Raw genomic sequence first — 14,589 nt, forward strand, 5'->3', positions numbered from 1 at the left:
GTAAAAAGCCAATAACATCGACAAAGATGTTATTGGCTTTTACTTCAATGCTTTATGAGGTTTTCCTATTTATAACCAACGTTCCTGAGTGGTAAAACTCACTGATAACCATGTATCACCCAGCTCACCTTTCAACTTATCCCAAATAACTTGACGAATGGCATCTTGTCGTTGGGTCGTCCAATGAGGGCTACTATCAACCAAGATATTAATTTCCAAGTCGTACTGACGTCCTGTTTTCGCCAAATGATGGGTGTAATCATCAAACTCATACTGCTTTGAAATTGCTTCAATGACACCATCAACACGGTCTTGCACTTTACCTTGTGGCGCCACAAGGAGAACTTCACGTAAGTTACGGCTTAAAACTCGAATAGGTAGCACTGACGCCGAGATAGCAAGCGCTGATACTAAAATTGGATCCACATATGCATTCCAACGAGAATAACCTAAAGAATCCAGTGCCATTACAACCAGAAAACCTACGAGTAAGGCTGCACTCAAAATACCGTCTATCATCCACTCTTGGGAGTCAACTCGTACCAATTCTGATTCGATACTTTTCGCAATGTGCGTTTCAGTAAAATAAATAGCAAAACAGCTAACGGTTGAAACAACGGCATAAACCAGCGCATGTTCGAGCACAATATCGTGTCCGCCTTCGACAATGGATTGCACACCACCGATAAACGCCCAAAGACACGTTACTAAGATAAGCAAGCCATTGACGACATTGATCAAAGGCTCGATATGCGCATAACCAAACTGAAACTGACGATCATCAGGTTTGGTTACAAGGTAAGCGGTATAAAGGCTAAGACCCGTCATACCCATACTAAGAAGTGAAAACATGCCGTCGAGTAATATGGCGTTGGATCCGACATACAATCCATAGCTAATCCCCATTGTGGCCAACAAAATTGTCCCCACAAGAGAGAGCTTAAGCGCTAAACGTTCCTTACTGATTTTACGGCTAGTAGCCATAGAACCTCCTATCAACAGTGAAAAAAAGGGTTTGAAAGGTTTACTTTAAGTATCATTCTCGAAAATGACAATGATATTAAATGTTAAATAATTGCATATAATAGGTATAAGTAAACTCAACTTTAAAATCAAGCCTTTATACTCAATTAGTAAATATCAGGGGGTTTTATAAATGGCAATTACTGCCAAGATAAGCTGCTCGAGCCTACTCTTAGAGCACTCAATTAGCTTTAAGCGTGGGAGACATTATTCGCCTGAACGTTGTAATTGCAAGTTAGCGACGTCACTTAAAAAGGTCACCATTTTTACGCGGCTGACATTGTATTCAAAGTTTGGCGCTTCGCAATGTGGCGATGGTTGCATGCTAGAGGCTGCATGACTGCTTTCGGTAATAAACTGACAAGCGGCCCATTGTTCACAAGCCTGATTTCGCTCAATTTCTAGCTTTTCCCAATACGTTGAGAAATGACTTAGCGCAAAATGTAATTGTTGAAAATTTTCATCGGTTAATTCAGAGCGTAGCCCTGCAAGCTCATCTTTACGGTGATCAAGAAAGGTATCGAACGAGGAAGACAGCTCATCCGAGGCTGACGTGTAGCAGGTTTGTTCAACGTACTGACTAACATTCAGTGGCTGATTGGCACTTTGTTGGGAACTACATGCTGCAAGGCAGCTTAAAAGAGGTAGCAACATGCTTTTCATTGTCAGAGCCTTCCCATCAATACATATTGTCAGTATTGACCGAAAATAGCGCTACGTTGGGGCGAAGCGCTATTTTTCTCAATGGTGAGACAAATACCAGCTAAGTCAAACGCCTCACTAGATCACGCCACCAGCGGCTAGTAATACCGCTTTATCACCCACTCTCACTTCGCCATCAGCGACAACACAGCAACATACACCACCACGCCAATCAGGCATGAGCGCTTGAGTCAGCCCGTCATGTTGTTCATCCATACGAGGGCATGGATCTGTCTCGCGTGTAATTTCTAATCTAACTTCGCCAATTTGGATCACATCACCTACATTTGCCTCGTTAAAACGAATACCCTTGATCAAAATGTTCGAACGGCGGACTGTCCAAGGAAGATCTGCACTCACATCGTTACATGCATCTTGCCATGACTCTGCACTCAATACCGTTAGCTGACGTTTTCCTGGTTTACCACGAAAATCGCCTACAACGCCTTGCTCTGTCGTCACTAAGGCTTGTGTCATTTCTTCCATTGGTGCGCGTGATTTTTCACGCTTGGCAATCGCTAATACTTCCATCTTTACTTCCTTTTATTATTCAATACGGCGAATAAGGTATCTTGCCATATTTCTTTTACTAACCCACCTTCAAAGTGGCCGTAATTTCGATAAGAACATAAGCGTAGTGTTTTCTTTTACCCTTTATTCTCTCAAGTCTTCTACAGCGGCTCTGCTTTTTCATGAAATATTCATCCAACAGAAAGGAGCGAACTGACTCATTTCTAGCATTTCCTACTGTATTGAATTCTTTACTGATTAATTTATTACTATTGCAAGCGCAATTTAACATTTTAGTTACACTTAACCTATTAGGTTTATCATCACTTAACGCTAAGTTTGATGGATCAAACGCGTAAAAACTCTGACAGTAAGGGAAATACACGAATAAGATGTCGGACCAGCAGCTACGAGATGGTCGTTAATCTGTGACGATAAACACGGGTTCATTTGCTTTCATCTATTGCAGCTAACCATTGTGGCTGCGAGACAAGGAGCTTGAGATGAATATTCAAGCAATGCCGATGCATCGGTTTATCGATCACAAAGGCACACTGGTTACTCCGCTGCCAGCTTGGCTAAGCCACGACATGTTGGTTAGCTACTATCGCGACATGGTGCTCACCCGCGTATATGACAACAAAGCCGTTGCGCTTCAACGCACAGGTAAACTCGGTACTTATCCTTCACATCTTGGTGCAGAAGCCATTGGTGTTGCCATTGGTCGCACATTAAAATCTGACGATGTTTTTATCCCCTATTATCGAGATATGCCCGCCATGTGGGCGCGGGGTATCGCCATGGAAAAAAATCTCCAATATTGGGGTGGCGATGAACGTGGCAGTGATTTTCATTCCGAATCAGCCCCTCATAACCGTCCTTCACGTGATTTGCCGTTTTGCGTCCCTATTGCCACCCAGTGTACTCACGCAGTTGGTGTTGCCGCAGCACTTAAAATTGAAGGCGGTCACCATGCTGCATTAGTCACTTGTGGCGATGGCGCAACCTCTAAAGGGGATTTTTTGGAATCCATTAATTGCGCCGGAAGCTGGAATATTCCGTTAGTTTTTGTCATCAATAACAATCAGTGGGCAATCTCTGTTCCACGCGAAATTCAGTGCGGTGCAGAGTTTCTTGCTGACAAAGCAAAAGGCGCAGGGATCACTGGGATCACAGTCGATGGCAATGATGTCGTCGCTATGCTTGATGCAGTCAAAACAGCGCTGGAACAAGCTTACAGAGGTAAAGGTGCCACACTGATAGAGGCGATAAGTTATCGTTTAAGCGATCATACTACTGCCGATGATGCTAGCCGCTACCGTAGCGAAGATGAATTGCAGCAAGCATGGCAATACGAGCCAATTAGTCGCTTAAAACAGTACCTCATCAACGCTGGCCGATGGACAGAACAAGATGAAACCGAATTATTAGAGCTGTGTAGAAAAGACGTAGAAGCCGCAGTTGAGCGTTACCTCGCAATTATTCCACAAGCACCAGAATCCGCATTTGATTACTTATATGAATCGCTCAGTGATGATTTACATCAGCAACGTGATGCCATCATCAATAAAGCAATGCGCATGCAAGGAGCAAAACATGGCTGAGATGACTCTACTTGAAGCTGTTAACCTCGCCTTACATCACGAAATGGCAAGTGATCCGAAAGTTATCGTGCTGGGTGAAGATGTCGGTGATAACGGCGGTGTTTTCCGAGCAACTGTTGGACTTAAAGACAAATTCGGCTGCAAGCGCGTTATTGACTCACCGCTTGCCGAAGCATTAATTGGCGGCGTCACTGTCGGTATGGCTAGCCAAGGGCTACGTCCTGTGGCTGAATTTCAATTCCAAGGCTTTGTCTTTCCTGCGCTAGAGCATTTGATGTGTCATGCCGCCAGAATGCGAAACCGAACCCGTGGTCGCCTCACCTGCCCTGCTGTCTTCCGTGCCCCATTTGGTGGTGGTATTCATGCACCAGAGCATCACTCTGAGAGTGTCGAAGCGCTGTTTGCCCACACTCCCGGATTCAAGGTCGTGATCCCATCTTCTCCACAACGTGCTTATGGCTTATTGCTTGCTGCCATTCGCAGCAATGACCCAGTGATGTTCTTTGAACCAAAGAGGATTTATCGCACGGTAAAATCTAATGTTGAAGATAATGGCAATGCACTACCACTCGATACCTGTTTCACACTGCGTAAAGGTCGCGATATTACTTTAGTCACTTGGGGAGCATGCGTGGTCGAATCACTACAAGCTGCCGATGAATTGTCTAAGCAAGGAATAGAAGCCGAGGTGATCGATTTGGCCTCTATTCAGCCGCTAGACATGCGCACCATCTTCGCTTCACTTGAAAAAACAGGACGGTTACTGGTTGTTCATGAAGCCTGTAAAACAGGAGGCGTAGGGGGTGAAATTATCGCCCGCACTGCCGAACATGCCATGTGCTTATTAAAAGCCCCACCGAAGCGCGTAACAGGTATGGATACAGTAATGCCTTATTACCGCAATGAAGACTACTTCATGCTCCAAGAGGCTGACATTATTGCGGCTGCCAGAGAATTAGTGGAGGGTTGGAAATGAAAGCATTCACACTGCCCGATTTAGGCGAAGGGTTGGCAGAGTCTGAAATTGTAGAATGGCACGTCAATATTGGTGACGTTGTCACACTAGACCAAATTATCCTAACCGTTGAAACGGCTAAAGCAACCGTCGATGTTCCAGCCCCTTACAGCGGTACGATCATGAGCAGGCACGGTAATGAAGGTGACATTATTAATATAGGTTGTCTGTTGGTCGAAATTGATGAGCAAGTAACCGCAACAACAGCGGCTTCTGGGACAAGCTTACCTTCACCGCCTTCTGCAAATAGAAAAACGACATCGTCTAGCAGCTCAAAAAATCGTGAGCATGATACTCACAACTCAAGCACTCCCAGTGCCAAAAACGATGCTGCAACTGTAGTCGGCAATGTTTCTCAAACTAGCCACAACATCAATATCGATGAATTTTGGGTAGGGAGTGAAAAGTCACATGATGAAAAAATGGTGATTACAGCACTCCCTTCAGCCCGAGTTTTAGCACAAAAACTCGGTATCAATTTACATCATATTCAAGGCTCTGGTCCTGATGGGGTGATCCTCGACTGCGACGTACATGAAGCTAGTGATCAACAACGTCCAGGCACTGAAATGCTAAGAGGTGCGCGTCGTAGCATGGCGGCAAGTATGGCTAAGGCCCACCAACAAATAGCTGCCGTTACCATTACAGAAGAAGCCATATTGAGTTCTTGGGCTGCCAACGAGGATATAACAACACGGTTAGTGCAAGCTATTGTCGCCGCCTGTAAGAAAGAACCCGCGCTCAATGCGTGGTTCGATCCTGATACCATGACTCGGTGCGTACATAGCATGGTGAATATTGGCGTTGCAGTAGACAGCCAATATGGACTGTATGTGCCTGTGATCCGTCATGCTGATGAGTTTCATGCCGAGGACATCAGAGAGTGGATTAACGATACTGTTGCAGGTATAAAAGCGCGGAAAATTGGACGAGAGCAGCTCCAACACGGCACCATTACACTTACCAACTTTGGCGCGATTGCCGGTATTTATGCCACCCCAGTTGTCTCGCCCCCGCAAGTCGCAATTGTTGGAGCAGGTAGGATCATCAAGAAACTGGTACTCACTAACGGGAAAGCCGAAGAAGTGAATGCCCTCCCACTTTCAATGACCTTTGATCACCGTGCCTGTACAGGCGGTGAAGCAGCACGTTTTATGAAGGCACTCGTCACGCAGCTAGAAAGCTAAAGTAACAATTAAAGACGTTATGCTAACGTTCCAGAACGTAAACAAGCGTGTCGATCATGCAGTTCAATCACCCTTTGTACGGTCGCATCGGCACGCCTAGCACCAAAAGAGGCAAGGTGCTTAACCACTGTCGTGCCTTGGGAGGCTTTTTCATAGCCACTTAACCACAGTCTAAATGCCGTCATTTCATTTTCATTACATCGAGGGAAGCGACTCGCTGGGCGCGCCATACCAATCCGCCAGGGCTTAGGGCTGAGGCGAGCTCGAAAACATGCTTGACGATGGCACAAGTGCTGATAAAGATGATCGACATTCAAATCTTTAAATAACGAAGTAACAATAGGATCTTGCGAATTAATGACGCGACTCGTTTCTATAAAACGAATGCCAGAATGTGTCTCATAAACCCGAAAGGACAAATCGGGGTGCGCAGCTTGATAAGCTTCTATCTTTTTTAAATAGTAGCTCTTATCTTTTTTCGTCTTACCAAACTTTTCCAGAAAACGTTCAATAAAAGAAGGGGGGGTAACGTCAATATCACCAAACAATGCAACATCAGTATTGAGGACAAGCGCACCATAATGGTTACGCGTTAGTACTGCCAGTACAGTATCATCAGGTGCTTTAACTTCTTCGAGTAACTCCTCTCGAACAAAGCCTACCCAGTATTCATAATCACCCTTTTCCGTGAAATCACTCGCCATAAATGCGTTTAAAGATGCAACCCGTTTTTGGGCATTATGATCGGCATCTTCAGAAGATGTATTCGAGCCGCCCCAAACCGAAATAATAGGCTGCCCAAACTGTTGTTCATCAACATTAACGTCTTGTTTTTCCCAATACTTTGCAAATTTCATAACATCTCCCTGTCTTTGTTCATCTTACCATTTAAATAAAAACATTTTCCTATCTCATCATTGTTCTTAGCCAGTCATAATAATAATTGCGTCCCTTCTCTATCGAAATAGTTCGATTAGGTAGCAGTATCAAATGTAACAAAGCGTAACACTTACTTAGCTAACCAGCTGTTTTTAGGTATTTATATTCACACATTTACACACTCTATCCTCTTAATTTAAAGCGCTGTTTTATTACTCAGGCTCTGTTCAGTATTAATCCTTACTATCATCCCTATCAAATAGAAACAGCCAGCAGGACCGAACTATGACCCTTTTACTAAAAACTTCTATCGCCGCTGTACTGAGTGCTACTTTACTAACTGGTTGTGTTAACCCTGATCAAAACGACCCAAATGCCGCCACTAAGCAAGGTGCTATTGGTGGTGCATTGCTAGGGCTAACCATGGGTGCGCTTACTGGTGATGCAGAGCTTGCTGCCAAAGGGGCGATCGCAGGTGGGGTTGCAGGGGGAGTCAGCGGTTCTATGGTTGATCTTGATAACAATCGCGATAACCAACGCCATTCCAGCCGTGATGATGCCATTGCCCAAATAGGAAATAGCCAACAACAAGGTGTTAACGCAGCACCTACGCCCACTCAGCCTCAAGCTTGGGCTGATCTTGATAAGTTTACAGGCAACTGGCAAGTGGCAATCTGGAGCAGTACGACGGGTGAAACCATTAATGCGAAAGCCGATGCCCGTGGATCTTTAACCAAAACCACGGCGGCTCAAGTCGCTATCAACAACTTACAAGTTAACGGCAGTGCAAATTCACTCGCCATGACAGCAGAGTTCAGCTTTACACCATCAACGGGTTATATCCTTGCTGTAAAAAACAATGTTGATAACACAACCGCTCAATTTGTGGGTGAGTACCAAGCAGCCAATAATCGCTACAACTTTTATCCAGAATCGACGGATGTCAGTGTCATTAAAGGTATTGATGCCTCACAAGTGCGCTTAGAGCTTGGCTTTGCGGGGAACAATGTTTGGATGGTAGATACATGGGCTGCTGTCGATGGACAAGATGTTAAAGTTCAGTCATATCGCTTTACTCGAAGTTGATTTCTTGAGCTAGTATTAAATTGAATCCACTGCCGCAAGTCAGATATACCAATATGAATAAGTAGTTTCATCATTATTTAGTTAGCTTGGTATTACTTGCATTTTGAGTATGCTTTATCCTTTACGAATAAATGCCTTTCTCTACGGCACACAACGAATGTGTGCCGTTTTTCTATCTTTTGACTCTCATCCACTCAGCCAAGTTCATCAATCAGCGCAGGTAAAATTTCGAATAAATCTCCGATCAACGCATAATCTGCAATCTCAAAAATAGCGGCATCAGGATCATTATTTATCGCGACGATCACCTTAGAATCTTTCATTCCAGCTAAATGCTGAATAGCCCCTGAAATCCCTATCGCAATGTACAAATCAGGCGCAACAATTTTACCCGTTTGGCCTACTTGTAGCTCATTAGATACATAACCCGCATCTACCGCTGCTCGCGAAGCCCCAATGGCTGCATCGAGCTTATCGGCAAGCTGCTCAACCATAGCAAAATTTTCTTTACTGCCTAACCCTCGCCCCCCCGAAACGACTACACGCGCTGCTGGCAATTCAGGGCGAGCACTCGCAACCACTTGCTGAGAAACAAATTCAACTAATAGAGATTGATGCGTTATAGCTACGAAATTAACTGGCGCAGATCCCTGAGAGTCTGAAAGTTGCTCTGCAGCATCAAAAGCCGATGCCCGTACCGATATCGCTTTAATACGGTCGTTAGAGCGAACCCGAGCGAGCGCATTGCCCGCATAAATTGGCCGAATAACCGTATCTTTCGACTCAATCTCTATCACATCAGACAGCATCCCCACATCCAATAATGCCGCGATTCTTGGCAAAAGGTTCTTACCAAACGTGGTCGCAGCAGTAAGTATGTGACTATAGCCTTCGGGACTATCGCAGTGCTCACTAACCATAGCTTCAACCAGTACCGATACATTTTCAGCAAGAGCGTGCTGATAACACGATGAATCCGCCACCAGCACAGAATCTATTGTTTCAATACGCTGAGCTTGCTCAATAATAGCATTCACATTTTCGCCTGCTATCAGCATATCTATTTGTTGATCTAAACTTGCAGCTGCACGTACTACTTTTAAGGTGTCAGTCGCTAGTGAATGTCCATTATGTTCCGCAATAATTAAGGTTTTCATTCGATCACCTTCGCTTCATTTCGCAATTTAGTGACTAGCTCTTGCACTGATTCAACGCGGATCCCTGATTCGCGCTTCGGTGGCACCATAACGTCGATAATCTCCTGTCTTGGTGCTATATCGAGCTCAAACTCATCAATCGCGATAACCGCAAACGGCTTGCGCTTGGCTTTCATAATATTGGGCAAAGATGCATAGCGAGGCTCATTTAATCTAAGATCGGTGCTAATAATGGCAGGTAGCTGGAGCGATAAGGTTTCTAGGCCACCGTCTATTTCACGCGTGACAACCACAGTTTGCGTATTCACAGTAAGTTCAGAAGCAAAAGTACCTTGAGGATAACCCGTTAGCGCAGATAACATTTGGGCAACTTGGTTGTTGTCGGTATCAATAGATTGCTTGCCCAATAACATCAGAGACGGTTGTTCTTTTTGCACTAACGCATTGAGTAACTTGGCTATCGCAAGAGGTTCTAATTTATCGGATGTTGCAATATGGATCGCGCGATCGGCTCCTAATGCGAGTGCGCTTCGTAATTGTTCTTGGCAGGTATCATCACCTACCGAAACGACAACAATTTCAGAGGCAATATCCGCTTCTTTTAAGCGCACCGCTTCTTCAACGGCAATTTCACAAAATGGATTCATTGCCATTTTGACATTGCTATCTTCCACGCCGCTTCCATCATCTTTAATCCGAATTTTCACATAAGGGTCAATCACACGCTTAATCGCTACTAGCACTTTCACAGTGTCTTCCTTCTTAAAAAAGAAATGTCTTTGAGAGCCTTGTGCGCTGTTTTTAATCTCGTTATATGTGTGGCACATGTGCCTCAGATGATTCTTTGAGCCTAGTTTAATTTACGTTTACGTCAACTGCGCTATAGTTAAATTTATACTGTAAATCGCCAGTTTCTATATACGTAAATCGCACACAGAGGTCGCTTTGATGGAACGAGAATGTATGGAGTTTGATGTGGTGATTATCGGTGCTGGCCCTGCAGGGTTAGCAGCGGCTTGCCAGTTAATGCTGATAGCAAAACAGCAAAAAAAACCGCCACCCAATGTCTGTGTGCTTGAAAAAGGCGCTGAAGTTGGTGCTCATATTCTGTCTGGCGCGGTATTCGAAACGCGTGCGCTTGATGAGCTTTTCCCTGATTGGGAACACACAGATGCACCGATTGTTTCTCAAGTTGCTGAGAACCATCTTTACTGGCTGACCAATGCCAACAACCACCTTGTTGTGCCTGAACACCTCGCGCCTGACAGTATGAATAACGATGGCAACTACATCATTAGTTTAGGCTTATTGTGCCGTTGGTTAGCCAAGCAGGCAGAACAACTTGGTGTCGAAATTTTTCCGGGTTTCGCTGCATCCGATATTTGTTACGACAGCAGTAATGCCGTCACAGGTGTGATCACTTCGGATATGGGGCGTGATAAGCAAGGTAAACCAAAAGCCACTTTTGAAGCGGGTATTGAGTTAAAAGCCAAATACACCATTTTTGCTGAAGGAAGTCGCGGACACTTAGGTAAACAGCTCATTGCGCATTACCATTTAGATAACAACAAACCGCCCCAACACTATGCGCTAGGCATTAAAGAATTATGGAAAATCCCTGCCAAACAACATCAAGAAGGGCTCGTGATCCACGGTACGGGTTTTCCTCTTAGTGAGTCTGATTCGACAGGAGGAAGTTTTCTTTATCACCTTGAAGGCAATCGTTTAGAAGATCAAAACTCAGAAGAGCACTATGTCGCCGTTGGGCTAATTGTTGATTTAAATTACCAAAACCCCTATCTAAGCCCCTTTGATGAATTTCAAAGAATGAAACACCACCCTGTGTTTGCCCAGTATTTACACGGCGGCGAACGCATAACCTATGGCGCAAGAGCTATCACTAAAGGCGGCTTATCTTCACTGCCTCGCCAGCAGTTTCATGGTGGATTATTGATTGGTTGCGATGCAGGTACCCTTAACTTTGGCAAAATTAAAGGCAGCCATACCGCGATGAAATCTGGCATGCTCGCCGCACAAGCAATACATGATGAACTCACCGCAGGCTTTGCCCACACAGTACCTGGGTACGAACGGTTATTTCATGATTCTTGGCTATACCAAGAACTTCATCAGTCACGTAATGTCGGCGCTAACATCCATAAATACGGCCAACTATTCGGAGGCGTACTTACCAGTATTGAACAAAACTGGTTAAAAGACCGCGCAACGTGGACACTACCCGACAGCTTGCCAGACCATTTAAGGTTGAAGCCCCTCGCCAAATGTAAGCCTATCGCTTATCCCAAACCAGATGGCATGCTAAGTTTTGATAAGCCCTCATCGTTATACCTCTCTGGCACTCAGCATGAAGAGAACCAACCCTGCCATTTGGTATTAAGTGATCCTATGTTACCTATCACTTCTCATTTAGCTGAAAACGGGGAACCCAGCCAGTATTACTGCCCCGCTGGCGTATATGAAATCGTCGGGGACGCAGGCCAACAGCGTCTAGTGATCAACGCCGCTAACTGCCTGCACTGTAAAACTTGTGATATCAAAGACCCTTCGCAAAACATTACTTGGCGACCACCAGAGGGTGGCGGCGGACCTAATTATCCAAATATGTAACCCGTATTCTACTGGCAATAAAGCAAACAACGAATGACGCAGAAAGAACATTGAGAGTGCCGATTATTGGCACTCTTCATTAATCCAATCAACATAGCCTTTCAAACCACGACTAATTGGCAGTTGGATAATTTCAGGCGTTTCATAATCGTGTCGTTTTACAATTTCAGCTTCTACCGCATCATATAGCGATACCTTGGTTTTAATCATCATCTGCTTTTCAGCATCGCAATTCACTTCACCCTTCCAGTGATAGTAGCTTTCAATTGCTTGCACTTGGATACACGCCGCTAACCGCTGCTCAATCAAAGCATCAATAATACGTTTACCCACTTTTTCGTCTGAGAACGTAGTCATCACTACACAGCACTGCTCGGTCATTTCTGTCTCTCTTTTGTATTCATTAAGAGTGAGTATATCGCTATATCTCTTTCTCTAAAAAAGTAGAACCTTGTTATTTTAATTGCGATCAAAAAAGGGAGCACAAAGCTCCCTTATCCAAATAGGTATTAATACTATACGTGCGACTCGCTATTCATCACATTTAGAGACCATGATTTGGCGTGGGCTACCTTGATCACTGAACTTCAAACTCCATACATAACGGCCTGCCACTGGTAGCGTGACGGCGGTATCTTTACCATAGCCGCCAAACTGTAGGGTTTTCTCTTGCCCAGGTTTGAGCTCTAAACCTTCAGCCGTGTATTGTGGCGACCAATCTTTAGTGGCGTACTGCATACGGTAGGCCCCCGCCACTTCATCCACCACCACTTGATACGTATTGTCGCCTTTATAGCTGTATGCGCGGTTATCTTTGTGTTTCCAGCCAGAATCTGCAAAATCACCCACCACATACATGGTTTCCGTCTTAGGACCAGCCTCTGCTACTGTTGGGTTATCACACTGCGCCATAAACCCTTTTCCCGTTAGCACGGCTGAGGTTGTTTCAATTTTCACCCCTGCATTGGAGGATTTTTCTATCTCAAGAAAACGGGCTTGGAAACCTGATAGTGGGATCTGATATTCACCATTTACAGGTTCAAAACGAACGTTAGTTTGCAGATCGACCAAAACACCTTCCGATGCAATATCTGTCGCCTTAAGGGTTAGCATATTTGCTTTCGCTTGAGTGCTCACCATATAAAGCAAGGCATCGTCACCTTTCTGCTTATGATCAACATACACAGCGTCTGTCGCTAATACCGAAGTGCGCTTACCATGCACTATCGCAGGGTGCTGCTCGCGAAGTGTCATTAAAGAAGCAACATAATCCCGCAGTTCAGTCTGTTGTTGGTTTAATTGCGTCGTTACACCGTCAATCTTGGCGCTGCTACGCGCTACATGATCATCACAGTAACCTTGTAGGGCGCAAATATCACTGCTGGCCTTATCAGCAAAGTTCGGGACTTCATCACCCACTTCTTCACCATAATACAAGGTGATCGGACCGTTATAAGCACCTAAGAAAGAAAGCGCAGCACGGTGACGCGCCCAGTATTCTGCCTGATCAGGCTTAGCGATGTTGCCACGCTGAAGTAAATCGCCAAAGCGCACTAGATCATGATTGCCCAGCATTAGGTTAGGCTTTGCATGTGGAGGGTATAAATCGTGTAGTTTCATCCCTTCAGCGAGCCACTCACCGCCTTTACCACCATTACTGTTTTCATTAACAGCAAAGGTTTCTACAACGCGGTAACGTACAGGGAAATCAAATGCCGAGCATAACGCAGGATCTTTTTCTGGACCGTAACCTGTTCGAGTGATGTAGTTTTCATTGTTCCAAATCTCAGCAACCATATAACCTAATGGATGCACAGCTTCACCTTCGGCATTTTGATATGTCACCGACTGCGAGGCCTGATCAACACTTTTACGCAGTGCTTTCCAAGCAGGAAGAGGCACTTGGTAGGCTTGATCTAAACGCCACCCATCGATTTTGAGTTCTTTAACCCAGTAAGATGCGACTTCTTGATAAAAAGCGAGACTTTCTGGGTAATCGACAGGATTGCTGTCACCAGCAGGAAGACGACCTTGTGGGGATGGAACAAGGTTGTCTTTATGGTGACCAAACACACCATCTAAGAACACATACATGCCTTTCGCATGTGCAGCTTCGACTAATTCACGCGCTTTATCCATATCACCAAAACGTGGGTCAATGCTAAAGTAGTCACTGGTAAAATAGCCTGTCGCATCTAAGCGGTCAGCCCAGTGGTTCTGCCCTTCATCAGGAATCGAATTAAAAATAGGGGTTAGCCAAATCGCATTCATGCCAAGCGATTGGATATAATCGAGCGAATCAATCACGCCTTGTAAATCACCTTTATGGTGGCTGGTACCATAACCTGTGCCATGACCGATACTGTCATTACCGTTTACAAAGCTTTCAACCATAACCTGATAAATACGTAGGTCTTGCGATTGTTCAACCATAGGTACGGCGCATTCATAAGGCTCGCTGATATAACCTAACGACTCAGTATTTTTCGTGCTCTGGCAACCAATAAGGGTACTGGCTACCATAAGCGCTAACGTTGTTTTTCCTATCCTTTTATCCACGATGAAGTCCTTCAATAAGTTATGACTTGTTATTGTTCGTCTTATATTTAGATAATTTCATCGTTATTATTCGCGATATAAATGTATATTACCCCATCCTTAAAGCACTTTATTGCAGGCGTAGAAGTGAGGCTGAGAGATCAAGGTCACATTCAGTGCTACCATAATGCTACTCTCTGTTTTTACTGCATTTTATTCAACAGAGACACGCACAACTTATATCCTTATTCTTGATGAAT

The 14,589-nt window shown here is 44.7% G+C and carries 13 protein-coding genes; 5 read left to right on the forward strand and 8 right to left on the reverse strand.

The window, feature by feature from the left end; all coding sequences use genetic code 11:
• Nucleotides 1-69: 69 nt before the first annotated feature.
• The 3 genes from ASV53_RS08055 to ASV53_RS08065 all read right to left on the reverse strand — a co-directional run bounded on the left by ASV53_RS08055 (nt 70) and on the right by ASV53_RS08065 (nt 2,256).
• Nucleotides 70-984, reverse strand: coding sequence for a cation diffusion facilitator family transporter (locus tag ASV53_RS08055; RefSeq protein ID WP_094956726.1), 915 nt, complete (start codon nt 982-984; stop codon nt 70-72).
• Nucleotides 985-1,230: 246 nt separating this feature from the next.
• On the reverse strand, nt 1,231-1,686 hold the full coding sequence (locus ASV53_RS08060) for a hypothetical protein (RefSeq protein ID WP_094956727.1): 456 nt from the start codon (nt 1,684-1,686) through the stop codon (nt 1,231-1,233).
• Between the two features lie 117 nt (nt 1,687-1,803).
• Complete coding sequence (locus ASV53_RS08065) at nt 1,804-2,256, reverse strand: MOSC domain-containing protein (RefSeq protein ID WP_062691216.1); 453 nt, start codon at nt 2,254-2,256, stop codon at nt 1,804-1,806.
• A 482-nt stretch (nt 2,257-2,738) separates the two neighbouring features.
• Here ASV53_RS08065 and pdhA point away from each other — a divergent pair, with 482 nt between their 5' ends.
• The 3 genes from pdhA to ASV53_RS08080 are packed head-to-tail and all read left to right on the forward strand — an operon-like array spanning nt 2,739 to nt 6,041.
• Nucleotides 2,739-3,839: a pyruvate dehydrogenase (acetyl-transferring) E1 component subunit alpha gene (gene pdhA / locus ASV53_RS08070; protein WP_094956728.1), complete on the forward strand. Its 1,101-nt coding sequence runs from the start codon at nt 2,739-2,741 to the stop codon at nt 3,837-3,839.
• Nucleotides 3,832-4,815 carry an alpha-ketoacid dehydrogenase subunit beta gene (locus ASV53_RS08075; RefSeq protein WP_094956729.1) on the forward strand — a complete coding sequence of 328 codons (984 nt, stop codon included), beginning with the start codon at nt 3,832-3,834 and terminating at the stop codon, nt 4,813-4,815. The genes pdhA and ASV53_RS08075 overlap by 8 nt, the downstream gene beginning before the upstream one ends.
• A complete protein-coding gene (locus tag ASV53_RS08080; RefSeq protein ID WP_094956730.1) occupies nt 4,812-6,041 on the forward strand; it encodes a dihydrolipoamide acetyltransferase family protein in 1,230 nt (409 codons plus the stop codon). The genes ASV53_RS08075 and ASV53_RS08080 overlap by 4 nt, the downstream gene beginning before the upstream one ends.
• Before the next feature lie 17 nt (nt 6,042-6,058).
• Here the strand turns inward: ASV53_RS08080 and ASV53_RS08085 are convergent, their stop codons facing one another.
• Nucleotides 6,059-6,898 (reverse strand): hypothetical protein, encoded by an 840-nt coding sequence (locus ASV53_RS08085; RefSeq protein ID WP_094956731.1) that lies wholly within the window; start codon nt 6,896-6,898, stop codon nt 6,059-6,061.
• A gap of 307 nt (nt 6,899-7,205) precedes the next feature.
• Here ASV53_RS08085 and ASV53_RS08090 point away from each other — a divergent pair, with 307 nt between their 5' ends.
• Nucleotides 7,206-8,006: a YMGG-like glycine zipper-containing protein gene (locus tag ASV53_RS08090; protein WP_094956732.1), complete on the forward strand. Its 801-nt coding sequence runs from the start codon at nt 7,206-7,208 to the stop codon at nt 8,004-8,006.
• A gap of 194 nt (nt 8,007-8,200) precedes the next feature.
• On the opposite strand, the gene ASV53_RS08095 is transcribed toward ASV53_RS08090, so the two are convergent.
• Nucleotides 8,201-9,163, reverse strand: coding sequence for an electron transfer flavoprotein subunit alpha/FixB family protein (locus ASV53_RS08095; RefSeq protein ID WP_094956733.1), 963 nt, complete (start codon nt 9,161-9,163; stop codon nt 8,201-8,203).
• Nucleotides 9,160-9,912 (reverse strand): electron transfer flavoprotein subunit beta/FixA family protein, encoded by a 753-nt coding sequence (locus tag ASV53_RS08100; protein ID WP_062691211.1) that lies wholly within the window; start codon nt 9,910-9,912, stop codon nt 9,160-9,162. The genes ASV53_RS08095 and ASV53_RS08100 overlap by 4 nt, the downstream gene beginning before the upstream one ends.
• 199 nt (nt 9,913-10,111) lie before the next feature.
• Here ASV53_RS08100 and ASV53_RS08105 point away from each other — a divergent pair, with 199 nt between their 5' ends.
• A complete protein-coding gene (locus ASV53_RS08105) occupies nt 10,112-11,791 on the forward strand; it encodes an electron transfer flavoprotein-ubiquinone oxidoreductase (RefSeq protein WP_094956734.1) in 1,680 nt (559 codons plus the stop codon).
• 63 nt (nt 11,792-11,854) lie between these two features.
• Here the strand turns inward: ASV53_RS08105 and cutA are convergent, their stop codons facing one another.
• Entirely contained in the window at nt 11,855-12,172 is a 318-nt protein-coding gene (gene cutA, locus ASV53_RS08110; protein ID WP_094956735.1) for a divalent-cation tolerance protein CutA, read from the reverse strand.
• Between the two features lie 150 nt (nt 12,173-12,322).
• Nucleotides 12,323-14,314: an alpha-amylase family glycosyl hydrolase gene (locus ASV53_RS08115; RefSeq protein WP_094956736.1), complete on the reverse strand. Its 1,992-nt coding sequence runs from the start codon at nt 14,312-14,314 to the stop codon at nt 12,323-12,325.
• Nucleotides 14,315-14,589: the final 275 nt, after the last annotated feature.

It is taken from the genome of Photobacterium sanguinicancri, from assembly GCF_002265265.1.
Classification (GTDB): Bacteria; Pseudomonadota; Gammaproteobacteria; order Enterobacterales; family Vibrionaceae; genus Photobacterium; species Photobacterium sanguinicancri.